This is a genomic window from Paenirhizobium cremeum (assembly GCF_022884085.1).
Lineage (GTDB): Bacteria > Pseudomonadota > Alphaproteobacteria > Rhizobiales > Rhizobiaceae > Allorhizobium > Allorhizobium cremeum.
Window position 1 is genome coordinate 160,611 of the sequence record NZ_JAGGCS010000003.1, and the last position, 23,544, is coordinate 184,154.

Genomic DNA, 23,544 nt, shown 5'->3' on the forward strand with positions numbered 1-23,544 from the left:
GGAAATCAAAAGGCCCAGAAATCAAAAGGCCCGGAATTGGAAGACCCCGGAATCAAAAACGGCGCCGGATGGCGCCGTTCACGAAGCTTACGCAGCAACCTTATCGATTAACGAAAGGAGCGCGAAGCGATGTTACGGATTTCGTAACGGGTGATACCGATGTCGGAGAGAGCCTGGTTGGACAGATTGCCCAGTTCGGCCATCGTGCGGCGGTAGCTAATCCAGTTCTTTGCAATGCGGATCGGGTTCATGGTCGTTTCCTCGGATGTGATCTTGTGCGCTGGTCCTGCGGCTCATTCCGCATCAGCGATTGGCCCTCTTATACGCCTGTAAAACAAGATTGTGCAGTGCAAATTATAAGCGACTGCTATGCATTTGTGCAGGGATGTGCCGAATATGGGGGCAGAGGACAAGAAATAGGCACGGGTTTCGGCCATCTGAGAAAACGTGCGGCAAATAAAAAAGCCCCCCGAAACGGGAGGCCTTTTTCAAGGTCTGAATGCTGGCGGGATTAGCCGGCAACAGCCTGACGGGCAACGCGACGGATGTCCTCACGGCCGATGCCGAGGTCGCGAAGTTCACGGTCGCTCATGCGGCCGAGTTCGGTTACGGTCTGACGGTACTTGCGCCAGTTGTTCAGCGAGCGAGCGAAGTTCATGATATGCCTCTTTCCTATCTGCGGCGCTCCTCTTTCGGGCGCCTCGTGATCTCATGGCGCTAATATATGCTGCGACGCAAAAGAGATGAAGGCTCAAACCTGTATGACACCTATGCGGAAGATGCATAAGGCAGTGGTTAGCAAAGGGTAAACTGCTGCATTTTTCGGCGACCGATGCAGCATTGACGGTTCATGGAGGAGTGAGGCGTGCCTCGTTTTGCGCGGCACACGACCGGCGGGTCGGGACGAGCGACTGCCCGATGACGGTGTGGAGGGCAAAAAAATAACGCTCACCGGGGGAGGAGGTCCGGTGAGCGTCATTTTGAGCGACCAGCGACTGGGAGGAGGAGTGTCGCCGGTCAAATCGACGCTGTGCTGGGAGGAGGAGTGCACAGGTCGAAGCTATCTGGTGGATCATCCACCGAACGATCACGGAACCGTTTGATCCTTCGTGATCGTTGTTGATTATTATCTACCGCATAAGATTGGTTTTGTGCAGTGCGATATCTTCATGGAAGCCATGCATATCTTGCATGGACATTGCCTGACATGATCCGGCGTTTTGGTGATTGTCTTTCTCTCGGGCTCGGAACAGACTGTAGGAAAAGAACGGGAACCACTTTCCGGCCGCTTCTCGCTGGATGGTGACAACTGGGGGGATCGATGTATCGGGGACGGTTGACGCGGGATCTTGCGATCTGGGTGGACAAGGGAATGATTCCCTCCGCCACCGCCGAAGCCTTGCTGAAGGAACTCGATTCCCGCAAGTCCTCCTTCAGCGTCGGCGGTGTGCTGATGATTCTCGCGGCCGTGCTGATCGCCGCGTCGATCCTGCTTCTGATTGCCGCCAACTGGCAGGACATACCGCGTCTCACCAAGGTCTTCGGCGTCATTCTGCTGATATGGATTTTCTACCTTTCCGCGGCGCTCGCCTTCAGCCGTGGCGCGGACCGGTTCGGTGCTGCGCTGCTGGTTCTGGGGGCGGCGAGTTTCGGAGGAGCGATCGCACTCATCGGCCAGCTCTATCACCTTTCCGGCGACACGCTCGATGCCATGCTGCTGTGGTTTGCCATGACGGTGGCCTCGGCGGCGGCATTCCGCTCCGCGGCTCTCACCGTTTTCGCAGGCTTTTTGGCCTTTGTCGTTTTTGGCACCTATCTCGAGCAATATGAAGCGGAATGGAGGGGGGGCTATGCCTTCTGGCCGCCCGCCGCAGGCCTTGTACTGGCAGCGCTCGCTCAATGGAGCGGAGCCGAGCGGTCGCGGCATCTCATCTATATTCTTCTCCTGTCCTGGTGCGTGTGGCTCTATTCGCTTCATGCCGACCTGGCGGTGGCGCTTTTGTTCGTGGTTGTGGGTATGCTGGCCTTCCTGGCGGTGGCGCTGCCGCAGTCACCGGTTTCGGCCCTTGCCCGCCGGCGGGGCGCTTCCCCGGCCTTCTACAGCTTCGTGCTGACGTCGCTCGGCCTGGGCCTCCTGCATTTTCACTGGACGGAGGGCGGCGAACTGGCTCTGCTCGCCTTGCTGACTATCGGCACGACGCTGCTCGCCCTTTCGCTGGAAGGACGCGACAACGGCGCCGTTCGCTATCTCGCCTATGTTATCTTTGCGGCGGAGGTCCTTTACCTGTCGTTCGTGACCATCGATTCCATGCTCGGCACTTCCGCCTTCTTCCTGCTGGCGGGACTTGTCGTCGCCGCGCTGGCCTTCGTTGTGGTGAAGCTTGAAAAGCTCTTCGCCCGAAAGGATGGGGAGGTCGCCCGATGACCCGGATGTTCAGCCGTCCGCTTGTCCGTTATCTCGCGATAGCCGCGGTTCTCTCCCTTGTGCAGACGGCGGTGCTGGCTGCGATGATCGAGAAACGCGCTTCCGTCCTGCGTTCGGGAGCGGAGATCCTGCTGAAGACCGCGCCGGTCGATCCCCGCGATCTGCTGCGCGGCGATTACGTGGTCCTTTCCTATGATATTTCCACGATACCCCTCGCCTTGGTGAAGGGCGACAGGCCGGAACCCTATGACTGGGTGGAGATGAATGTTCGCCTCAAGCCTGGAGCCGATGGTTTCTGGGTGGTGGACGAGGCCTCCTTCGCAGAGTTGCCGCTCGTCGAAGGAACGGTTGTCATGCATACCCAGCCGTTCCAGACATACAGGCTGGCCGCTGACACCGAGGGAAGCCTGCGGGTCGATTACGGAATCGAGCGTTATTACGTGCCGGAAGGCGAGGGGCGGGCGATCGAGGAAGAACGCAACGAGGGCGCCGTCTCGGTTGCCGTGCGGGTCGGCGCGGACGGCCTTGGGCAGATCCGTGAATTGCGCATCGATGGCAAGTCGCTCTATGAAGAACCGCTCTACTGAGCCCTCGATCTGCGATTTGTCCGGTCCTGTTCGCGACAATGTTTGGCCGCCGCACCACCGGTGACTGCGGCTGATTCCCGTGGGAGCCGGGCTTTGCCTGTCATTTTTCCTTTGCGTGTATAAAAACGGGTGATATAGAGACGCGCGCTCCGGAGGGGCCATGCTGAGGGCAGCATGCGGTTCTCTTGGACGCGGGTATGGTGAAATTGGTAGACACGCCAGATTTAGGTTCTGGTGCCGCAAGGCGTGGGAGTTCAAGTCTCTCTACCCGCACCAGGTTTGCCGCGCGGGTAGATGCGGAACGGAAAGGTAGCCGTTCACGTCGCTCTCTGCGCCATATTGCCTGGCAGAATGCTTGAGGATTGCGTCGCAGCCACGCCCGGGAAATCTTTGAATTCCGGCGTCGTGCTCAGGGAAACAACCGGCTGTCCGAGCACGGCCGCCACGACATGAAGGTATGAACATGCAGGTTATCGAAACGCTCGCTGAAGGGCTGAAGCGCGAAATCAAGGTCGTCATTCCGGCAAAGGACATGGAAGCTCGCATGAACGAGCGCCTGGCCGAAGCCAAGGACAAGGTCCGCATCAACGGCTTCCGCCCGGGCAAGGTGCCGGTCGCACATCTGAAGAAGATGTACGGCAAGTCCATCATGGCTGACCTCGTCAACGAGATCCTCCGCGAGAAGCCGACCTCGATCCTTTCGGAACGCGGCGAAAAGTCGGCGACCCAGCCGGAAATCGCCATGACCGAGGACGAGGGCGAAGCCGAGAAGATCCTGACCGCCCAGGCCGACTTCGAATTCACCATGGCCTATGAAGTCCTGCCGCCGATCGAGCTGAAGCCGGTTTCCGGCATCAAGGTCGTGCGCGAAGTCGTCGACGTCTCCGAAGACGAAGTCAACGAACAGATCCTCAAGATCTCCGAAAGCGCCCGTTCCTTCGAAACCAAGAAGGGCAAGGCCGCTGACGGCGACCGCGTCACCATGGATTATGTCGGCAAGGTCGACGGCGTTGCCTTCGACGGCGGCACCGACTCTGACGCCGAACTGGTTCTCGGCTCCGGCCGTTTCATCCCGGGCTTCGAAGACCAGCTCGTCGGCGTCAAGGCCGGCGACGAAAAGACCATCACCGTGACCTTCCCGGAAGACTATCCGGCGAAGAACCTGGCCGGCAAGGAAGCCACCTTCGACGTCACCGTCAAGGAAGTCGCAGCGCCTGCCGCTGTCGAGATTAACGATGAACTGGCTTCCAAGCTCGGCATCGAATCGCTCGAAAAGCTCAAGGAAATCGTTCGCGGCCAGATCGAGAGCCAGTACGGCAACGTCACCCGTCAGAAGGTCAAGCGCCAGATCCTCGACCAGCTCGACGCCATGTACAAGTTCGACGCCCCGTCGAAGCTGGTGGATGCCGAGTTCGAAAACATCTGGCGCCAGATCAACACCGATCTCGCCCAGTCCGGCAAGACCTTCGAAGATGAAGACACGACCGAGGAAAAGGCGCGCGAGGAATATCGCACACTGGCCGAGCGTCGCGTTCGCCTCGGCCTCGTTCTCTCCGAAATCGGCGAGAAGGGCGGCGTAGAAGTCTCCGACGACGAAATGCAGCGGGCGCTCTTCGCCCAGCTCCAGCAGTTCCCGGGCCAGGAAAAGCAGATCCTCGACTTCTTCCGCAACACCCCCGGCGCTGCCGCTTCGCTGCGTGCCCCGCTGTTCGAGGAAAAGGTTATCGACAAGCTGCTGAGCGAAATCGACGTCACCGACAAGAAGGTCTCCAAGGAAGAGCTTCTGGCTGACGACGAAGCCGAGGAAGGCGACAAGCCGGCCAAGAAGGCTGCACCGAAGAAGAAGGCTGCTGCCAAGGCTGAAGACGCTGCCGAAGGCGAAGAAGCCGCTCCGAAGAAGAAGGCTGCTCCGAAGAAGAAGGCCGCCGAAGGCGACGCCGAATAATCTTCGAATTATCGAACGGACATGTGGAAAGGCCGCCCGGTGGGGCGGCTTTTTTCGTTGGAGGGCGGCTATGGAGCCGGATGCGGACTGTTCGACGTCAGGGTCTCGAAAGGAGAAGCGGACATCCAAGTATCTGCTGCTGCTGTCTGAGTTCAGCCCCCTAAGCGGCCATCCGCCGTCGGAGCAATAGCCGTAAAGTGTCGCAAATGTCGGTCGCGAAAGGCTGACTTTTGCACCGGACTTTCGCGACAGAAATATCCCTTGAGATTTAGCCGTTGGCCGATTAGGGCAAAACTTGGGATTTCTGCGACTGCATAGCCTCCACGAGCAGCCGAACGCCCAATGCGCCCATGACAGCACCCGCGACCCGGTCGATCCATGTTTTGGAATGGAGATAGACGGCGCGCGGCTTATTGGCAGAAAACGCAAGCGCGACGATCGCATACCACGACGCTTCGACAAAGAAGATCATCGGAGGAAGAGTGAACAGCAGCCATTGCGGCGGGGAAGCCGGCAGCATGGCAGCGAAAATGCTTCCATACACGATAGCAGTTTTCGGGTTGCTGATCTGCGTGGCGAACGCGAAGGTGAAGGATCGCAGCACCGATTTTCTCTCGGAGGTCGTCGCCATATCGACCGAAAGGGGCGCGCTCGCACCGCGCCAGATGCGGATGCCTAGATAGAGAAGGTAGGCCCCACCCATGAGCTTCAGGGTCATGTAGAGCCATTCGACCTGAAGCAACAGCGCGCTTAGTCCAGCGAGCGCCACGGCCCCGAACAAGGCCCCACCAAGCCCCATGCCGAGAGCGGCGGCAAGTCCGTCGAGTCTGGATGCGGTAACGGCGATTCTGGATACGAGAACGAAACTCGGACCGGGGCTGATGGCCCCAATCAGGAGAGCACCGAGAATCCCAAAGAAAACGGTTGTCTCAGGCATGGACATGCTCCTTTCGGTTTTGGAGGATGCCCAGGCGAGCGGCTTTGTGTCTCCGTGCTCCCCGATGGTGTCCCATCTGTATTCGCCAGTTACACGGACGAGCGCATGATCCTGTTTTTAGATTGGCTTGGCAAGTATACCGTTCTCACAAAATTCCCAATTAAAGCGACACTTGTTTTCCTAGTTTTTGCAACGTCGCCCAATAGCGCAAACCAGCCGCCAACTCACGCTTCCTTCTTCAACTCCCCCATCCGGTTCCATGCATCGAGCCCCGCGATCTTGTAGGCTTCGGCGAGCGTTGGATAGTTGAACGTATTCTCGACAAAATATTCGACGGTGCCCTTCAGGTTCAGCACCGCCTGGCCGATGTGCACGAGTTCGGTCGCTCCCTCACCGACGATGTGGACGCCGAGCAGGCGTCGGGTCTTCAGCGAGAAGATCATTTTCAGGAGGCCGCTGTCGAGCCCCATGATATGGCCGCGCGAGGTCTCGCGGAAATGGGCGATACCGCATTCGTAGGGAATGCCGCGCTGCTGGACTTCTTCCTCCGTCAGCCCGCAGGTCGAGATTTCGGGGACGGCATAGATGCCATAGGGAAAATATTGCGGCGGCTCCTGTGCCGGCGCGCCGACGGCATGGCGGGCGGCAATGCGGCCCTGTTCCATCGAGGTCGAGGCAAGGCTCGGAAAGCCGACCACGTCGCCGGCGGCATAGATACCGGGAACCGCGGTCTGGAAGGTCTCCGGATCGACCTTGATACGGCCGCGGCTGTCGGCCTCGAGGCCGCAGGCTTCAAGGTTGAGCAGATCGGTCGCACCGACCCGTCCCGCAGCGAAAAGCACCAGTTCCGCGGTGAGCACGCGACCGTTCTGCAGCATCACCCGACAGCGTCCGCTCGGCTCCTTCTCGACCTTTTCCACCGTCTGGCCGAAGATCAGTTTCATGTTGCGGTCACGCAGCTGATAGGAAAAATCCTCGACGATTTCCTTGTCGATGAAGTCCAGCATCGTATCACGCGGCTCGACGACCGTGACGGCCGTATCGAGCGCGCTGAAGATCGTCGCATATTCGATGCCGATGACGCCGGCGCCGATGACGACCATTGACCGCGGCAGTTCCTTGATTTCCAGAATTTCGTCGCTGTCGAGGATGTTCGTGCCGTCGAAGGGAATATGGGCTGGCCGGTAGGGCCGGGTGCCCACGGCAAGCAGCACGGCTTCCGTCTGCACACGCAGGACCTCGCCGTCCTCTTTTTCCACCTCAAGGGTCTTGGGGTCGATGAAGTGGGCCTTGCCCCGCAGCTGGCTGACGCGATTGCGGGCGAACTGATGTTCCAGGACGTCGACCTCGTGATCGAGGGTAATCAACAGGCGTCGGCGCAGATCCTCGGCGCGGATCTCCTGCTTGACGCGATAAGCGCGTCCATAGAAGCCACGCTCGCGCCAGCCGGTCAGGTTGAGGGCCGTCTCGCGCAGCGTCTTGGAAGGGATCGTGCCGGTATGGACGGAGACGCCGCCGACCCGCGTGCCCTTCTCGATGACCAGCACGCGCTTGCCGAGCTTGGCAGCCTGAATGGCGGCCCGCCGTCCGGCCGGTCCGCTGCCGACGACAACGAAGTCATAACTGTTCATCTGGTGTGTCCCTCAAGCCCCTGAAAGCGAATCGGAAACGGCAAATGCCGCATTGCAGCAGAAATTAGCAGGTCATTCTGACTGTTTCGTTATCGGCGCGGCCGCATGTCCTGCGAAGTCGCAAAGGCTCGCCGCACCGGATGAACTGTGCATAATGCCGGCTTCCCGAGAAGGCGATTCCATGGAACTGACCCAGAGCCGCACCGATCCCCTGTTCGACCGTGAAGGCGCGAAAAATCCGCTCACTGTCCTGAAGCAGGTCTATGGTTATCCCGCCTTCCGCGGCAGGCAGGCGGAGGTCGTCGCTCAGGTCGTCGCCGGCGGCGACGCGGTGGTGCTCTTTCCGACCGGCGCGGGAAAGTCCCTTTGTTATCAGATCCCGGCGCTTTGCCGCGATGGAGTGGGCATCGTCGTATCGCCGCTGATCGCCCTCATGCGAGATCAGGTGGAGGCGATGAAGCAGCTCGGCGTGCGCGCCGCAGCGCTGAATTCCTCCTTGGGCCGGGAGGAATTCGTCGATATCCGCCGGGCGCTTGTCCGCGGCGAAATCGACCTTCTCTACGTCACGCCGGAGCGGATCGTAACGCCGGCCTTCCGGGAGATGATCGGCGAGGCAAGCATTGCGCTGATCGCCATCGACGAAGCCCATTGCGTCTCCCAGTGGGGACATGATTTCCGCCCGGAATACCGGGAACTCGGCCGGCTCGCCGATGACTATCCCGGCGTGCCGCGCATGGCGCTGACGGCGACCGCCGATCCGCATACGCGCGATGACATCATCGCGAGGCTGGGGCTGGAAGCGGCCGCGGTCTTCACCACGTCCTTCGATCGTCCGAACATCGCCTACGAGATTGTCGAGCGCGATCAGCCGCGCCAGCAACTCCTCGGCTTCCTCGGGCGTCACAAGGGCGAGAGCGGCATTGTCTATTGCCTGTCGCGCGCCAAGGTCGAGGAAACCTCCGAATGGCTGAACACGCAAGGCCTGCGGTCGCTTCCTTATCATGCCGGCATGGAGCGCGAGCTTCGCGATGCCCATCAGGACGCTTTCCTGAAGGAGGAGGGGCTTTGCCTCGTGGCGACCGTCGCCTTCGGCATGGGCATCGACAAGCCGAATGTTCGTTATGTCGCCCATCTCGACCTGCCGGGCTCCGTCGAAGCCTATTATCAGGAAACCGGTCGCGCCGGCCGCGACGGCCTGCCATCGGAAGTCTGGATGGCCTACGGCATGGCCGATGTCATCCAGCGTGGCCGGATGATTGACGGCGGTAACGCCGGTGACGACATCAAGCGTGTCGAGCGGGCCAAGCTCAACGCGCTGCTCGCCATCTGCGAGACGGCCGGCTGCCGCAGACAGGCGATCCTAGCCCATTTCGGCGAGACGCATGCCGGCAATTGCGGCAATTGCGATACCTGCCTGAAACCGGTGGAGACCTGGGACGGAACGGAAGCGGCGATCAAGGCCCTGGCCGCCGTTTACCGTACAGGTGAGCGATTCGGTACCGGACACCTGATCGATGTGCTGACCGGCAACGAGAACGAGAGAACGATACGCTTCGGTCATGTCGATATGCCCGTGTTCGGTGCTGGGCGCGATCTTCCGACGAGAACCTGGCAGTCCGTCTACCGTCAGCTTCTGGCAGCCGGGCTCGTACGCATCGATCACGAGGCTTTCGGCGCACTGAAACTGGAGCCGGAGGCCCGCGCGGTCTTCCGGCACGAACGGCAGGTTCTGTTCCGCAAGGACCGTCCGACCAAGGGCAAGGCGGCAAAGAGCGCCGGCCTTCGCGCGGCCAATGCGAGGAATGCGCTCGAAGGGGCCGACATGGAGCTTTTCGAGGCGCTGCGCGCCACCCGTATGGAGATCGCCAAGGCGCTTTCCGTGCCGCCCTACGTCGTCTTCCCCGATACGACGCTTATTGCCTTTGCAACGGAACGCCCGACGAGCCGCGATGCGCTGCTCGGAATTTCGGGTGTCGGGCAGGCGAAGCTCGAACGATATGGCGACGATTTCCTCTCCGTCATCCGTTCGCATCAGCGCTAGGGAATTTTGTCCCCGGCACGCCGTGGCCGCGGTCAGATGAGCCGCAGCCCCTTGAGGCTCGCATGGCCGTCGCGGCCGATGATGATGTGATCGTGCACCGTAATCCCGAGCGGTTTCGCCGTGTCGATAATCATTTTCGTCATGTCGATATCGGCGCGCGACGGGGTCGGATCACCACTTGGATGATTGTGGACCAGGATAATGGCGGTTGCCGAAAGCTCCAGCGCCCTTTTCACCACCTCACGCGGATAGACGGGGGTGTGGTCGACGGTGCCGCGGCCCTGCACTTCGTCGGCAATCAGCGCATTGCGCTTGTCGAGGAAGAGGATGCGGAACTGTTCCGTCGTCTCGTAGGCCATGGCCGAGTGGCAATAGTCGATCACTGATGACCATGAGGCCAGAACCTGTTTGCCGCGCAATTCGCTTTTCAGCATGCGCTGCGCGACGGTGGCGATCAGCTTGAGGTCGTGCGCCACGGTCTCGCCGACGCCCTTGACCTCCTGCAGCAGGGCGGGCGGTGCACCGAGCACGCCGGCCAGCGAACCGAACCGGCCGATCAGTGCCTTGGCGATCGGTTTGGTATCGCGTCGCGGAATGAGCCGGAAGAGCAGCAGTTCGAGCATTTCGTAATCGGCAAGCGCGCCGTCGCCGCCATCGCGGAAACGCGCCCGGAGACGGTCGCGATGTCCGTGATAATGGGTTTCCGCCGTATCGACGACTTCGCTGACCGGCGCGCGCTTTTTGAGGTTGCCGGTCTTGGCCGTCTGCTCGGCGAAAAAGCCGCGCTCATCGGTGATCTCGGCCGTGTCCTCGTCCGCCCCGCTTTCTGTTGCGGCGGAGTTTTGGTTATCCGGCGGATCAGAAAGCGGCGGGCGGGTCATGGTCAGCCTTTGAGGGGCGGCAGGCCCGGGCGGTCGAGCCCGGCGGGTGAGAGCGTGAAGATTTCACAGCCCGTCGCCGTGACGCCGACGGCGTGTTCGTATTGCGCAGTGAGCGACCGGTCGCGCGTGACCGCCGTCCAGCCGTCGGCGAGCACTTTGACGTGCGGCCGGCCGAGATTGATCATCGGCTCGATGGTAAAGATCATGCCCTCCCGCAATTCCGGCCCCTCGTTGGAGCGGCCGTAATGCAGGATGTTGGGGCTGTCGTGGAAAAGCTTGCCGACGCCGTGGCCGCAGAAATCGCGCACCACAGAGCAGCGCTCTGCCTCGGCATAGGTCTGGATCGCCTCGCCGATGGCGCCGGTGCGCACACCCGGGCGAACGACGGCAATGCCGCGCATCAGGCATTCATAGGTGACTTCCAGCAGCCGCTCGGCCGCGCGCTTGATCTCACCGACGGGATACATGCGGCTTGAATCGCCATGCCAGCCATCGACGACATAGGTGACGTCGATGTTGACGATATCGCCTTCGCGCAGCGGCTTGTCGTTCGGAATGCCGTGGCAGACGACGTGGTTGATGGAGGTGCAGACGGACTTGGTGTAGCCCCGGTAGTTCAGCGTCGCCGGCAGGGCGCCGTTGTCCATTCCGAACTCGAAAACGAAACGGTCGATCGCATCGGTGGTGATGCCCGGCTTGACCATGCCGGCCAGCTCGTCCAGGCAGCGGGCCGTCACCTGGCATGCCTTGCGCATTCCTGCGAAGTCTTCCTGGTTGTAGAGCCTGATTGCCCCGGTATTCTTGAGCGGCGCGGTTGCCGCATCGACATAGGTCACCATGCACATGCTTTCGGTCTGGTCTGCGATTTCCGTTCAAGTCATAAAGCAGCAAGGACCGGTTCGTCTATCTCGATCAGTCCTGACGGCGTGATTTCCGCCGGCGAAACGGTACATTTTACCGCATAGGCCTCCACGCCGCAGCTGCTGGCCTCGGCAAAGGCTGCTGCATAGACAGGGTCGAGATCGCCGGAAAGCCGGAAGCGGTCGCAATCGCCGCGCTGGATGAGGAAGACCATGGCGGCCCGGTGGCCGGCCGCGACCATATCGGCCATTTCCCTGAGATGCTTGGCGCCGCGAGCGGTGACCGTATCCGGAAACTCGGCAAGCCGCGGACTTCGGGTAAAATGCACGTTCTTCACCTCGACATAAAGGTCCGGCCGACCGGGCCCGCTGAGCAGGATATCGATCCGCGAGTTCCGGCCATAGCGCTGCTCGCGCCGAAGGATCGGATAGCCGCTGAAATCTCCGACGATCCCTGCGAAAATGGCCTCCTCGGCAAGCCGGTTCGGCAGCGCCGTGTTGACCCCGACCGCCGCGCCATCCACCTCGACCAGCTCCATCGCATGGCGATATTTGCGGTTCGGGCTGTCATGCTCGGAGAGCCAGATGCGTGAACCGGGCGTCGTCAGGCCTAGCATCGAGCCGGTATTCGGGCAGAAACCGGTAATCTCCCGGCCGTCTTCAAGAACGGCATCGAACAGGAAGCGCTTGTATCGACGGATGAGACGGGCAGGGACTAGGGGCGGATCGAAGAGCATGGACAGGGTGTAGCCTGTCGCCGTGATCGCCGCAAATGGGGCGCCGATCTTTGTCGCTTGCCGCCTACTCCCGCCCATCATCCGGCAGTGCGGATTCTAGACCCGCGCCAGAACGTAGGTTCCGGGCGCATTGGCGATCGCGTTCAAAGCGCCACCGCCCGGCGTGCGGGCAGGGACGCGTTCGCTGTCCTGCGCTTCGATCCAGGCTTGCCAGTGGGGCCACCAGGAACCTGCGGTTTCCTTCGCCTTCGCGGCCCAATCCTCATAGCTGCCCACCGGGGCGCCGTTGGTCCAGTATTGGTATTTCGCCTTGTCCGGCGGATTGACGACGCCGGCGATATGGCCGGAACCGCTCAGTACGTATTCGACGGGACCGCCGAACAGCGCGCTGCCGACAAAGACCGACTTGGCCGGAGCGATGTGGTCCTCGCGGGTCGCCAGATTGTAGATCGGGATCGTCACGTCCTTCAGAGACACGGTCTTGCCGGCAAGTTGCATGCGGCCCTGGCTCAGATTGTTGTTGAGGTAGCAGTTGCGCAGGTAGAAGGAGTGGTTCGCCGCCGCCATGCGGGTGGAATCGGAATTCCAGTAGAGCAGGTCGAAGGGCATGGGGTCCTGGCCCTTCAGGTAGTTGTTGACGAAATACGGCCAGATGAGTTCGGAGGCGCGCAGCATGTTGAACGCCGCCGCCATCTTCGAGCCGTCGAGATAGCCGGTCTGGCGCATGCGCTCCTCCAGCCCGCCGATCTGCGTTTCGTCCACGAAGACCTTGAGATCGCCCGCATAGGTGAAATCGACCTGGGTGGTGAAAAAGGTCGCGCTGGCGATGCGGCGATCGCCTAGCTGGGCATGCAGCGCAAGGGTTGCGGCCAAAAGCGTACCGCCCACGCAATAGCCGATGGCGTTCACTTCCGTCTCGCCGGTTGCCTTTTCGACGGTGTCGAGCGCGAAGTCGATCCCTTCCTCGATATAGTCTCCCCAATCCTTGTCGGCATGGCGTTCGTCCGGATTGACCCAGGAGATCACGAAGACGGTGTGGCCCTGCGCCACGCACCATTTGATGAAGGATTTCTGTGGGTTGAGGTCGAGGATATAGAACTTGTTGATCCACGGCGGCACGATCAGCAGCGGTCGCTTGAGAACCGTTTCGGTCGATGGTTCATACTGGATGACCTCGCAGATGTCGCTCTGCGCGATCACCTTGCCGGGCGTCACCGCCATGTTCTCGCCGACAGCGAACTTGCTCGTGTCGGTGTGGCGCAACCGCAATTCGCCGCCTCCGGCGGCAATGTCCTCCGCCAGCATCTGCATGCCCCTGACCAGATTGGCGCCATGGCTTGCGACCGTCTCGCGATAGAGCTGCGGATTGGTGACGACGAAATTGGTGGGAGACAGCGCCGCCGTGATCTGGCGGACATAGAAGGCTGCCTTGTGGCGCGTGTGTTCGTCGAGCCCTTCCGCCTCGTTGACCAGCTTCTCCGCCCATTCACTCAGGATGACATAGGCCTGTCGCAGGAAATCGAAGAACGGGTTGCGTTGCCAGTCCTCGTCGGCGAATCGCTTGTCCTTGACGGGTGGTTCGGGCGGCAGGTCGCTTGCACTGCCGGAGAAGCGCGAAAGCGTGCGCGACCACATGGCGAAGACGCCAGCCATCAGGTGGGTCTGCGCCTCGAGCGTGCGCTTTGGGTCGGCCATCCAGTATTCGGTGACCTTCGACATGGTCTTGACGAGTTCGGCCATCGGTTCCGAAACCGGATCGACGATTTCGCCGCGTTCGCGCGGCGCAAGCCAGACGGAGGCAGCCTTGCCGAGATTTTCGAGCGCCCGGGCGACATTGACGGCAAGCGCTTCCGGGTCCTTGACGATATACGGTTCGATCAGCTTCGGATCGAAACCGGTCGCTCCCGGACCGTTCTGCTGCGCATCTTCGCGTTCGCTGCTCAAGCCGTCCTCCCCAGGATCGTTCTACCGGTGTCTTTTGTAATTGCGCATCCTGCCCGAAAACGACTACAAGTTCCAGCAATACGAAAGCCGGGCTGACATGCAATGCAATCCGGGCTTGCGGCTCTATAGAACCACGACTGTCAGCGGATAGCGATAATGATCGACGATACTTGGACAAACGGAATGGCAGCGCGTCTCGGGATCGGTGCCGCCGCCGCGATTCTGATGTTGTCCGGCTGCACCTCCACGAAAGAGCAGCCCGTCGCTGCATCGTCAACGCCGGCTTCTCTGGAGGTCACGGTCGATGATCCGGATGCGCCTGTTGGCCCGACGGTCTCCTCGACATCGCCCGACGGCTATCCGGATTTTTCCGGTTCCCTGACGGCCGCAAGCGTCCAGATGAGCAATGAGGAGGCCGGCGATCTCGAGCGAAAACTGTCGTCGCTTGGTGCCGCCCGCCGCTCCGGAGCGATCTCGGAAGCCGAATATCAGCGTCGCGTGCAGGAACTGCGCAAGCTCGCTGCCGAGCATGGCGCCGAAACCCAGGCCCAGATTACCAAATAGCGCTTGCGTTTGAGAGTGTTTTTAAGCAAAGCAACGCAGATGCGACCGGCACCGGTTTCCTGAAAGTTTGTCGGCGGTTTTGCGGATTTGCGCCATGATTTGCCGCTACCGCATTCCATGCATTACACTCGTCCTGTCCCGGTTTTGCGGTTCGTTGCGGGATGGGCGATAGCCAGAAGAACGAACGCGCCTGCCGCGGTAGAATCCGCGCGGTCCCCAGGGGTTGAAGATGGAAGAGTTTCACAAAGTCCGGCGTCTGCCGCCTTATGTTTTCGAACAGGTCAACCGTTTGAAGGCGAGCGCGCGAGCCGGTGGCGCCGATATCATCGATCTCGGCATGGGCAACCCCGATCTTCCGACTCCGAAGGCGATCGTCGACAAGCTTTGCGAAGTGGTCCAGGACCCGCGCACGCATCGTTACTCCTCCTCCAAGGGGATTCCCGGTCTGCGCCGCGCACAGGCAGCCTACTACGCCCGCCGATTCGGCGTGAAGCTCAACCCGGACACCCAGATCGTCGCCACGCTCGGGTCCAAGGAGGGCTTTGCCAACATGGCGCAGGCCATCACCGCGCCGGGCGACGTGGTGCTTTGCCCCAACCCGACCTATCCGATCCATGCTTTCGGTTTCCTCATGACGGGCGGCGTGATTCGTTCGATCTCGGTCGAGCCGGACGAGACCTTCTTCCCGCCGCTGGAACGGGCCGTGCGGCACTCGATCCCCAAGCCTTTGGCGCTGATCCTCAACTATCCGTCCAATCCGACGGCGCATGTTGCCTCGCTGGATTTCTACAAGGATGTCATCGCCTTCGCGAAGAAGCACGACATCATCGTCCTGTCGGATCTCGCCTATTCCGAAATCTACTTCGACGGTCCGCCGCCGCCGTCGGTGCTCGAGGTTCCCGGCGCGATGGATATCGCCGTCGAGTTCACCTCCATGTCGAAGACCTTCTCCATGCCCGGTTGGCGCATGGGCTTTGCCGTCGGCAACGAGCGCCTGATTTCGGCGTTGACCCGCGTGAAGTCCTATCTCGACTACGGCGCCTTCACCCCGATCCAGGTGGCCGCGACGCATGCGCTGAACGGCGATGGTTCCGACATCGCGGAAGTCCGCTCCGTCTACAAGCGCCGCCGCGACGTGCTGGTCGAAAGCTTCGGCAAGGCCGGCTTCGAGGTTCCGCCGCCGGCGGCCACCATGTTCGCCTGGGCGAAGATCCCGGAAAAGTTCCGCGCCATGGGCTCGCTCGAATTTTCCAAGCTGCTGGTGGAAAAGGCCGATATCGCGGTCGCTCCCGGCATCGGCTTCGGCGAGCAGGGCGATGATTACGTCCGTATCGCTCTGGTGGAGAACGAGCATCGCATCCGCCAGGCTGCGCGCAATCTCAAGCGCTTCCTCTCGACGGCCGACGATACCATGCATAATGTGATCTCTCTCAACGCCCACCGTTGATATCCCCGGGGCGGCCCGTTCGCGGCCGCCCGACCTCCGAATTCGAAATGTCAGGAAAGAACCATGGCTGATGCCCTGAAAATCGGCATTGCGGGTCTGGGTACCGTCGGTGCCTCGCTCGTCCGGATCATCCAGCAGCGCAGCAACGCGCTTGCGGTTGCCTGCGGTCGCGCGATCACGATCACGGCGGTTTCCGCCCGCAACCGCAACAAGGATCGCGGCGTCGATCTTTCCGGCATTGCCTGGTTCGATTACCCCGTTGATCTCGCCGAGAACGCCGATATCGACGTTTTCATCGAGCTGGTCGGTGGCGCCGACGGCGCGGCGGATCAGTCGGTGCGCGCAGCCCTTGCCCGTGGCGTGCATGTGGTGACGGCGAACAAGGCGCTACTCGCCCGCCATGGGGTGGAATTCGCGCGCCTCGCGGAAGAAAAAGGCCTGCTTATCAACTATGAAGCCGCGGTCGCTGGTGGCATTCCCGTCATCAAGGCCATGCGCGAGAGCCTGACCGGCAATAACTTCTCGCGCGTCTACGGCATCATGAACGGCACCTGCAACTACATCCTGACGCGGATGGAAAAGGAGGGGTTGTCCTTCGAGGACTGCCTGAAGGAAGCGCAGCGTCTGGGTTATGCGGAAGCCGATCCGACCTTCGACATCGAGGGCAACGACACCGCCCACAAACTCGCCATTCTTACCACGCTCGCTTTCGGTTCCGAGATCGCAGCCGACGATATCTATCTGGAAGGCATCAGCAACATCTCGATCGAGGATATCAATGCGGCGGCCGAACTCGGCTATCGCATCAAGTTGCTCGGTGTCGCACAGCGTACCGAAAGCGGCATCGAGCAGCGGGTGCACCCGACCATGGTGCCGCTGGATTCGGTGATTGCCCAGGTCGACGGCGTGACCAATGCCGTGGCGCTGGAATCCGACATCCTTGGCGAACTGTTGATGGTTGGCCCCGGTGCCGGCGGCAATGCGACGGCCTCCGCCGTTCTCGGCGATATCACCGATATCGCCAAGAGCCGGCCGGGCGCCCAGCAGGTGCCGGTGCTTGGCCGTCCCGCGGCGCTGCTTGAACCCTATCGTCAGGCGAAGATGAAGAGCCACGAAGGCGGCTATTTCATCCGGCTTTCGGTGGTGGATCGCGCCGGCGTCTTCGCGAGCATCGCCACCAAAATGGCGGAGAACGGTATCTCGCTGGAATCGATCGTGCAGCGGTCTCAGCATACGACCGCCGATGCACCAGTGACGATCGTGCTCGTAACCCATGCGACGATGGAGAATGCGGTGCGCAAGGCTGTTTCGGCCATCAAGCATGAAGGCTATCTGATCGGTGAGCCGCAGGTGATCCGTATCGAGCGGCCGAAGAGCGCCTGAGCGAACAACGGATTTTCCCCTGTGAGCGGCTGGAACGTTGCCCGTTGCGCCTGGCGCAACGGGAGAAAACGATCATGCCCATAAGTATGAATATTTACATATCATATATAGTGAATATGATCGTGGCATCGGATGGAATAATGCTATAAGTACCATCCATTGGTTGAGCTGGTTCTCGGGGGGAGGGCCCATATGTCATACGCAGGAATGCCGCCGCACACGCCGGCGATGTCTCGGAAGAACACCAAGCTTCAGGAAAAAAGACCGAATGAAGCTTTGATCGAGGATTGGCCGGACGATCCGCCTTCGGAAACGGATGATTTCGAGGGTAGCCGCAACTGGGCGATGATCCTTGTCTTTCTCGCCTTGTCGGTCCTTCCGGTAATCGGTCTCGCGCTCCTGCTGTTTTGAGGGGGAGGGCGAATCGGCATGAGGGCCCTTTCGGGAACCTTGGCGCTCGATGATGAAGAATTTCATGCTGCAACGCGATATAGGAGTTCGGTTTTTCTTCGAATTTCGCTGCAATGCAGTAATATTTTTGTCTTTTTGCAGTATAATTTGAATTTTCACGTGGATATGACCTGAACCCCCTCGCATATTCCTTCGAAGCAGCGTAGCTTTTATGCACACCGATGATTTAGGGGTCTTGGGAGGAGCCTTGAATGATCCGCATGAAAAAATCGGCACATTTGTCGCCGGTCAGGGGATACGATTCTGGCTGGCAGAGCGTTCAGATCGCGCCTTGGAGCGTCGGCGAAGTGAGACGCCTTCAGGACGATGACTTCGAGGGCATGCGCAACTGGGCGATGATTATTCTCTTCGTATCGTTGATGATGATCCCGTTTGCTTCTGTTGCCTGGCTTCTTTCCTGACAAACATCGCTGCGGGATTTTCCGCCTTTCGGGCCTGGGTTTATTCGCCTGGGCCCTATCGTCTGCGTGGAAGAAGTGCGTGGCGTTCGTATTCGGCCAGCGGAAGGGCTGTTCATTTGCCTTGGGACCTGTAGAAGAAGGACAGGTATATTGGGCATTTGAGGCATGGAAGAACCGGTAGATCCCGTCCCGCGCGCATTTTTGGGTGTAGAGCAGTCCGTTTCGGGTCAGCGCTGGGTTTCCCGCCTCGATCAGGCCGGGCAGAACAGGGCGCTTGCAATCAGCCAGCTTCACGGCCTTCCAGATCTTGTCTCCCGCGTGCTCGCCGGTCGGGGCGTGTCGGTCGAAGATGCCCCGGCCTTCCTCGATCCGACGATTCGCACGCTGATGCCCGACCCTCTGCGGCTCACCGACTGCGGCAGGGCGGCTGAACGCTTGGTGAAGGCGATCCGCGACGGCGAAAGGGTCGCCATCTTCGGCGACTACGATGTTGACGGCGCATCGTCATCAGCCTTGCTCCATCGCTTCCTCCACCACTTCGGCATCGAGGCGGAAATCTATATTCCAGACCGCATCTTTGAGGGATATGGACCCAATCCGACCGCGATCGGCCAGTTGATCGACAGGGGCGCGCAGCTCATCGTCACCGTCGATTGCGGCTCGACCAGCGTTGAGGCGCTGGCTGCCGCGGCAGATCGTGCCATGGACGTCGTGGTGATCGATCATCACCAGATGGGCCACGAGATGCCGCCCTGTCTCGCGCTGGTCAATCCGAATCGGGAGGACGATCTTTCCGGGCAGGGGCATCTCTGCGCCGCCGGTGTGGTTTTCCTCGTCCTCGTGGCGACACTGCGCATCCTGCGCGAAGCGGGGCACCCGAAGGCACGTTCGATCGATCTGCTCGGATGGCTCGATCTGGTGGCGCTCGCCACCGTTTGCGACGTCGTCCCGCTCAAGGGTCTGAACCGCGCCTATGTCGTGAAGGGGCTGATTGCCGCGCGACACCAGAACAATGCCGGTCTTGCCGCGCTGCTGCGCGTGGCGGGGATTGGCGGGCCAGTGACGCCTTACCACTTCGGTTTCCTGGTCGGGCCGAGAATCAATGCCGGCGGCCGGATAGGCGATGCCGCACTGGGAAGCCGCCTCCTCACTCTGGATGATGCTGCACAGGCCGACCAGATCGCCGAGAGGCTCGACGAACTCAATCGCGAGCGTCAGGCGATGGAGCAGGTGATGCTGGCGGAAGCCGAAGCGGAGGTACTTGCCGAATACGGAACTGGCGAATCGGCCTCCGTGATCGTTACCGCGAGGGATAATTGGCATCCGGGCATTGTCGGGCTTCTTGCAGCCCGACTCAAGGAGAAGTTCAGGCGGCCTGCCTTTGCCATCGCCTTCGACCCCTCGGGCCGGGGCACCGGCTCCGGTCGGTCGATCAACGGTTTCGACATGGGGCGAATGGTGCGTGCCGCCGTCGATGCCGGCCTGTTGCTCAAGGGCGGAGGCCACGCCATGGCCGCGGGACTGACCGTCGAGCGGGCAAATCTCGGGCGGCTGCGGACATTCTTCGAGGAAGCCTCGGCCGCGCAGGTGGCTTCGCTCTCCGCCAATCGCGCCCTGAAGATTGACGGGGCCCTCGGCGCCTCGGCTGCCACGGTTGCACTCATCGACCAGCTCGAATCGGCCGGTCCCTATGGTTCCGGTCATCCGCAGCCGGTATTCGCCATTCCCGCCCACAGGCTGAAGGACGCAAGGCCCGTCGGCACGACGCATGTGAAGATCACGATTGAAGCGCAGGACGGCTCCCGTCTGGACGGGATAGCCTTTCGCGCCGCAGAAACACCGCTCGGTGATTTCCTGCTCAATGGCCGGGGCGCGCAGATCCATGTCGCGGGGTCACTCAGTGCGGATCACTGGCAGGGCACAAGGCGCGTGCAGATGCGTATCCTCGATGCCGCGAAGGCACCCTAGCGAAAAAAGCTTTCGCCAGCCGCTACACGATCACGCAATAATCTCGGGGAAAGAAGAAGTGGCACGCCCTAGGGGAGTCGAACCCCTCTTCCCAGAATGAAAATCTGGTGTCCTAACCGATAGACGAAGGGCGCGTGCGCTTCGTGGCGCCCTTATAGTCAGGGCTTGAAAAACCCGCAAGCGGAATCTTGCTGTTTTTCCATTCTAATTTCGAAAAAATACCGATGCCGTGAACAACCGTCGAAACGGCGGCAGATGTCCGTTCCCCTGCCAAGAGACGGGCGTTCAGGTGCTCTCTCTGACCAGGATTTATCGGAAATTCGACGGTGAAAAAGAAACAGGAGTGGCACGCCCTAGGGGAGTCGAACCCCTCTTCCCAGAATGAAAATCTGGTGTCCTAACCGATAGACGAAGGGCGCGTGCGCTCCGTGGAGGCCCTTATAGTCAGGAGGATTTATTCCCGCAAGCGGCAAATTTCGATTTTTTGCAAAAAAATGACAGTCGCGGAACGCCTGTGGAAAATGAAGGGATAAATGAATAAAACCAGCATGTTGGCGAACGTGCTGGTTTCCTGCGGTCGGCATTGGCCGGGAAAATGGCCGGATCAGCGGTTCTCTGTCGAGGTCTCGGCGTCTGACTTGTTCTTCTTGCCGCCGGAGAGAAGTTCGGACAGCGAAGGCAGCCACCTGCGCTTTTTCTGCGGAGCTTCCGCGGTCGCCACGTCTTGGCCGTTCGCTTCGACGGGCTTGGCAGACGGCGAGCTTTCGGCTTCCTCCTCGGCGAGCGAAACCGGCTCGGCCGCATCGTACTTCGCCGGAGCCATCGGCTCCTGATAATCCGGCATGACGGCGGTTTCACGCATGGGCTCGACCGGCTCCGGCAGGTCGGCGCTGAACAGGCTCTTGCTCATCGGGCTGACGGCCCGGGAGGGCAGATCGGCGGGAACGATGCTGGACGAGGCGTTGCTGTTCGGGGAAAGCGACGCCATCTCCCCTCCGGTTGCTGGATTTTCCCCCGTCGGCAATTCCGGCATGGCTGCTTCGGGCGGTGGCGAAAAAATGCTGTTTCGGCCGGCCGACACGGTGGTTGGCTGCATGGTCAGCTCGCCGAGATCGGCCGGTGCCGCAACCTGCGGGGCGGGCTCGGCGGATGACGGCTCCTTTGCACGCGAAACGGCGGGGGACTTTTTGCCGCCCGGAACGCTGACGACGAGCGGATCGGTATAGGCGGAAGCGGCGGCGGGCAGGGCGCCCTTGTTCTTCCTGGGAACGGCGGGGGGCGCCTCCGGCGTGGCATCGCCGATTTCCATGCTTTCGACCAGTTGGCTGGTCTGGCATCCGGCGAGCGCCATCAGGCTGGCGCCGATGAGGAGAGAGCGGAGAGCAGGGTTTGCCCTTGCGAAGCGAAAAGCCATGCGCAGATACCTCTTGATCGGCTGCGCGGCGTCAAATGCGGTGTCCCGCTGTTAGTCCCGCCGCGTTCCGAGCGTGGCGCGCCGGATGTGGCGAACCATTCGAAACGCGACCCTAGGGCGATGAACTTGCGCGAGGCGGGTGCGATCTTACCAGGCACCGGTATTGGGCATGGAAAGCCAGGGTTCCATAGGAGGCAGGTTCTCACCCTTTTGCAGGATCTCGATGGAAATACCGTCGGGCGAGCGCACAAAAGCCATATGGCCGTCGCGCGGAGGCCGGTTGATCGTCACGCCTTTGTCCATCAGCTTCTGGCAGATCGCGTAGATGTCATCGACCTCATAGGCGAGATGACCGAAATTGCGTCCTCCGGTATAATCCTCGGTGTCCCAGTTATAGGTCAGCTCAAGGCAGGGCGCCATATGGCTCCGCACGGCATCCAGATCGTCGCGGGCGGCGAGGAAGACGAGCGTAAACCGGCCTTTCTCGTTTTCCATGCGACGGACCTCAACGAGTCCGAAAACGTTACAGTAGAAATCGAGGGATGCGTCCAGATCTTTGACGCGAACCATGGTGTGAAGATAACGCATGAAGCTTCTCCTGATGACTGTACGGGATATGGATCAGGCGACAGTTTCGAGCAAGCCTCATAGCCCAAAAAGCATCTGGGAATATCTGAATCTAGGACTTGCGTTGATCCATTGTGGGAATGTTAATCTGAACGTCAAGAATCGGTTAACTTTACGATGTGACGCGTTTTCGAGGGGCTAGGGAGATGGCGGACAGGATTTCACCGAAAGGGCTCGCGGATTTCGAAGAGCTGTCCGGCGAAGCCGTTGACCTGATCGAGATCACTGGCGTCGTCAAATGGTTCGATGTCGCGAAGGGATTCGGGTTCATCGTGCCGGATAACGGCATGCAGGATGTCCTGCTGCATGTGACCTGCCTGCGTCGCGACGGTTATCAGACGATCCTGGAAGGCACCCGCATCGTCGCGCTGATCCAGAAGCGCGATCGCGGCTACCAGGCGTTTCGCATCCTCTCCATGGATCAGTCGACGGCGGTTCATCCCTCGCAGCTGCCACCCGTGCGGACCCACGTTCAGGTAACGCCGACGAGCGGGCTCGAGCGCGTGCTGGTCAAGTGGTTCAACCGGACCAAGGGCTTTGGCTTCCTGACGCGCGGAGAGGGGACCGAGGACATTTTCGTGCACATGGAGACGCTGCGTCGTTTCGGCCTGACCGAGTTGCGGCCGGGACAGACCGTGCTCGTGCGTTATGGCAATGGTGACAAGGGATTGATGGCGGCTGAAATCCACCCCGACAATCCGGCGCCGGCTGCCCGTGCGCACTGAGGTCCGCGTGGCGATCGTCGAACTGGCAAAGAGCGCCTTTCTGGCGCTTTTTCTGTTTCTGGCGCTTGTACGGCCGGGTGCCGCCGACGACGTCCGTTTTGACAGGGGCCTGTTGCGGATCGAAACGCCTGAAGGCAAGACCCACGAGTTCAAGGTCGAACTGGCCCTCAGCCCGGAGCAGCGGGAGCATGGCCTGATGTATCGCGAGACGCTGGGCGACGACGAAGGCATGATCTTCGACTTCGGCCTGGAGCGGGACGTCATGATGTGGATGAAAAATACGCCGCTTTCGCTGGACATGCTGTTTATCGATGCCGCCGGAACGGTCCGCCGGGTGGCCGGCCGGGCCGTTCCCTATTCCGAATCAATCATTTCGTCCGGCGGGCCGGTGCGATACGTGTTGGAAATTCGGGGCGGCCGCGCCGCCGAACTGGGGATCGGCGCCGGAGCGCATGTCACCATTGCGGTCCCGTGAGCCGTCGCGCGACGCCTCTCGCCGGTGGCCTGGGGCATGATGCGAATACCGGTTTTTTACTGTTGCGGGTCAATGGTGAAC

The 23,544-nt window shown here is 60.8% G+C and carries 22 protein-coding genes, 3 tRNA genes and 1 riboswitch; of the genes, 13 read left to right on the forward strand and 12 right to left on the reverse strand.

Translation table 11 applies throughout. From position 1 onward, the window contains the following. Positions 1-107: 107 nt before the first annotated feature. Both J5N58_RS07250 and J5N58_RS07255 read right to left on the reverse strand, forming a co-directional pair. Positions 108-251, reverse strand: a complete 144-nt coding sequence (locus tag J5N58_RS07250; RefSeq protein ID WP_099059989.1) for a DUF1127 domain-containing protein — start codon at positions 249-251, stop codon at positions 108-110. A 260-nt stretch (positions 252-511) separates the two neighbouring features. Continuing rightward, positions 512-658: a DUF1127 domain-containing protein gene (locus J5N58_RS07255; protein WP_112830189.1), complete on the reverse strand. Its 147-nt coding sequence runs from the start codon at positions 656-658 to the stop codon at positions 512-514. Positions 659-1,321: 663 nt separating this feature from the next. Here J5N58_RS07255 and J5N58_RS07260 point away from each other — a divergent pair. From J5N58_RS07260 to tig, 4 genes are all read left to right on the forward strand, one after another. Beyond that, entirely contained in the window at positions 1,322-2,425 is a 1,104-nt protein-coding gene (locus J5N58_RS07260; RefSeq protein ID WP_244710313.1) for a DUF2157 domain-containing protein, read from the forward strand. Next, a complete protein-coding gene (locus J5N58_RS07265) occupies positions 2,422-3,012 on the forward strand; it encodes a GDYXXLXY domain-containing protein (RefSeq protein ID WP_244710315.1) in 591 nt (196 codons plus the stop codon). Before J5N58_RS07260 ends, J5N58_RS07265 begins: the two co-directional genes overlap by 4 nt. Before the next feature lie 191 nt (positions 3,013-3,203). Beyond that, positions 3,204-3,288: transfer RNA gene (locus tag J5N58_RS07270), tRNA-Leu, on the forward strand. Between the two features lie 187 nt (positions 3,289-3,475). Then, positions 3,476-4,957, forward strand: a complete 1,482-nt coding sequence (tig, locus tag J5N58_RS07275) for a trigger factor (RefSeq protein ID WP_244710318.1) — start codon at positions 3,476-3,478, stop codon at positions 4,955-4,957. Positions 4,958-5,240: 283 nt separating this feature from the next. Here the strand turns inward: tig and J5N58_RS07280 are convergent, their stop codons facing one another. Continuing rightward, positions 5,241-5,894 (reverse strand): LysE family translocator, encoded by a 654-nt coding sequence (locus tag J5N58_RS07280; protein ID WP_113438279.1) that lies wholly within the window; start codon positions 5,892-5,894, stop codon positions 5,241-5,243. Between the two features lie 21 nt (positions 5,895-5,915). Continuing rightward, positions 5,916-5,997: riboswitch (ZMP/ZTP riboswitch) on the reverse strand. A 121-nt stretch (positions 5,998-6,118) separates the two neighbouring features. Beyond that, positions 6,119-7,525, reverse strand: a complete 1,407-nt coding sequence (gene sthA / locus J5N58_RS07285) for a Si-specific NAD(P)(+) transhydrogenase (RefSeq protein WP_112830187.1) — start codon at positions 7,523-7,525, stop codon at positions 6,119-6,121. 181 nt (positions 7,526-7,706) lie between these two features. Between sthA and recQ the strand changes: the two genes are divergently transcribed. After that, the gene (recQ, locus tag J5N58_RS07290) at positions 7,707-9,566 is read left to right on the forward strand and encodes a DNA helicase RecQ (RefSeq protein ID WP_113448463.1); all 1,860 of its coding nucleotides are present in this window, start codon (positions 7,707-7,709) and stop codon (positions 9,564-9,566) included. Positions 9,567-9,598: 32 nt separating this feature from the next. Here recQ and radC read toward each other — a convergent pair whose 3' ends face one another. The 4 genes from radC to J5N58_RS07310 form a co-directional block, all read right to left on the reverse strand. Beyond that, positions 9,599-10,447, reverse strand: a complete 849-nt coding sequence (gene radC, locus J5N58_RS07295) for a RadC family protein (protein WP_113442856.1) — start codon at positions 10,445-10,447, stop codon at positions 9,599-9,601. A 2-nt stretch (positions 10,448-10,449) separates the two neighbouring features. Further along, positions 10,450-11,286, reverse strand: coding sequence for a type I methionyl aminopeptidase (map, locus tag J5N58_RS07300; protein ID WP_112830184.1), 837 nt, complete (start codon positions 11,284-11,286; stop codon positions 10,450-10,452). A 38-nt stretch (positions 11,287-11,324) separates the two neighbouring features. Continuing rightward, positions 11,325-12,044: a DNA/RNA nuclease SfsA gene (sfsA, locus tag J5N58_RS07305; protein ID WP_112830183.1), complete on the reverse strand. Its 720-nt coding sequence runs from the start codon at positions 12,042-12,044 to the stop codon at positions 11,325-11,327. A gap of 96 nt (positions 12,045-12,140) precedes the next feature. After that, positions 12,141-13,988: a PHA/PHB synthase family protein gene (locus J5N58_RS07310; RefSeq protein WP_113442855.1), complete on the reverse strand. Its 1,848-nt coding sequence runs from the start codon at positions 13,986-13,988 to the stop codon at positions 12,141-12,143. Between the two features lie 156 nt (positions 13,989-14,144). Between J5N58_RS07310 and J5N58_RS07315 the strand changes: the two genes are divergently transcribed. The 6 genes from J5N58_RS07315 (at position 14,145) to recJ (ending at position 20,222) form a co-directional block, all read left to right on the forward strand. Continuing rightward, positions 14,145-14,552: an SHOCT domain-containing protein gene (locus tag J5N58_RS07315; RefSeq protein ID WP_112830181.1), complete on the forward strand. Its 408-nt coding sequence runs from the start codon at positions 14,145-14,147 to the stop codon at positions 14,550-14,552. Between the two features lie 229 nt (positions 14,553-14,781). Beyond that, on the forward strand, positions 14,782-15,999 hold the full coding sequence (locus J5N58_RS07320; protein ID WP_112830180.1) for an LL-diaminopimelate aminotransferase: 1,218 nt from the start codon (positions 14,782-14,784) through the stop codon (positions 15,997-15,999). 63 nt (positions 16,000-16,062) lie between these two features. Beyond that, positions 16,063-17,382: a homoserine dehydrogenase gene (locus tag J5N58_RS07325; RefSeq protein WP_113442854.1), complete on the forward strand. Its 1,320-nt coding sequence runs from the start codon at positions 16,063-16,065 to the stop codon at positions 17,380-17,382. Positions 17,383-17,574: 192 nt separating this feature from the next. After that, positions 17,575-17,793, forward strand: a complete 219-nt coding sequence (locus J5N58_RS07330) for a hypothetical protein (protein ID WP_162708302.1) — start codon at positions 17,575-17,577, stop codon at positions 17,791-17,793. Between the two features lie 251 nt (positions 17,794-18,044). Next, positions 18,045-18,254, forward strand: a complete 210-nt coding sequence (locus J5N58_RS07335; protein WP_112830177.1) for a hypothetical protein — start codon at positions 18,045-18,047, stop codon at positions 18,252-18,254. 165 nt (positions 18,255-18,419) lie between these two features. Next, positions 18,420-20,222: a single-stranded-DNA-specific exonuclease RecJ gene (gene recJ / locus J5N58_RS07340; protein WP_112830176.1), complete on the forward strand. Its 1,803-nt coding sequence runs from the start codon at positions 18,420-18,422 to the stop codon at positions 20,220-20,222. Positions 20,223-20,281: 59 nt separating this feature from the next. Here the strand turns inward: recJ and J5N58_RS07345 are convergent. From J5N58_RS07345 to gloA, 4 genes are all read right to left on the reverse strand, one after another. Next, positions 20,282-20,356, reverse strand: a tRNA-Glu gene (locus tag J5N58_RS07345). A 210-nt stretch (positions 20,357-20,566) separates the two neighbouring features. Beyond that, a tRNA-Glu gene (locus J5N58_RS07350) sits at positions 20,567-20,641 on the reverse strand. A 185-nt stretch (positions 20,642-20,826) separates the two neighbouring features. After that, entirely contained in the window at positions 20,827-21,636 is an 810-nt protein-coding gene (locus J5N58_RS07355; protein WP_244710321.1) for a hypothetical protein, read from the reverse strand. Between the two features lie 147 nt (positions 21,637-21,783). After that, a complete protein-coding gene (gloA, locus tag J5N58_RS07360) occupies positions 21,784-22,224 on the reverse strand; it encodes a lactoylglutathione lyase (RefSeq protein ID WP_113442852.1) in 441 nt (146 codons plus the stop codon). Between the two features lie 185 nt (positions 22,225-22,409). On the opposite strand from gloA, the gene J5N58_RS07365 reads away from it, so the two are divergent. Both J5N58_RS07365 and J5N58_RS07370 read left to right on the forward strand, forming a co-directional pair. Continuing rightward, the gene (locus tag J5N58_RS07365; RefSeq protein WP_112830173.1) at positions 22,410-22,988 is read left to right on the forward strand and encodes a cold-shock protein; all 579 of its coding nucleotides are present in this window, start codon (positions 22,410-22,412) and stop codon (positions 22,986-22,988) included. Further along, entirely contained in the window at positions 22,978-23,463 is a 486-nt protein-coding gene (locus J5N58_RS07370) for a DUF192 domain-containing protein (protein ID WP_112830172.1), read from the forward strand. Before J5N58_RS07365 ends, J5N58_RS07370 begins: the two co-directional genes overlap by 11 nt. The last annotated feature ends 81 nt before the right edge of the window (positions 23,464-23,544 follow it).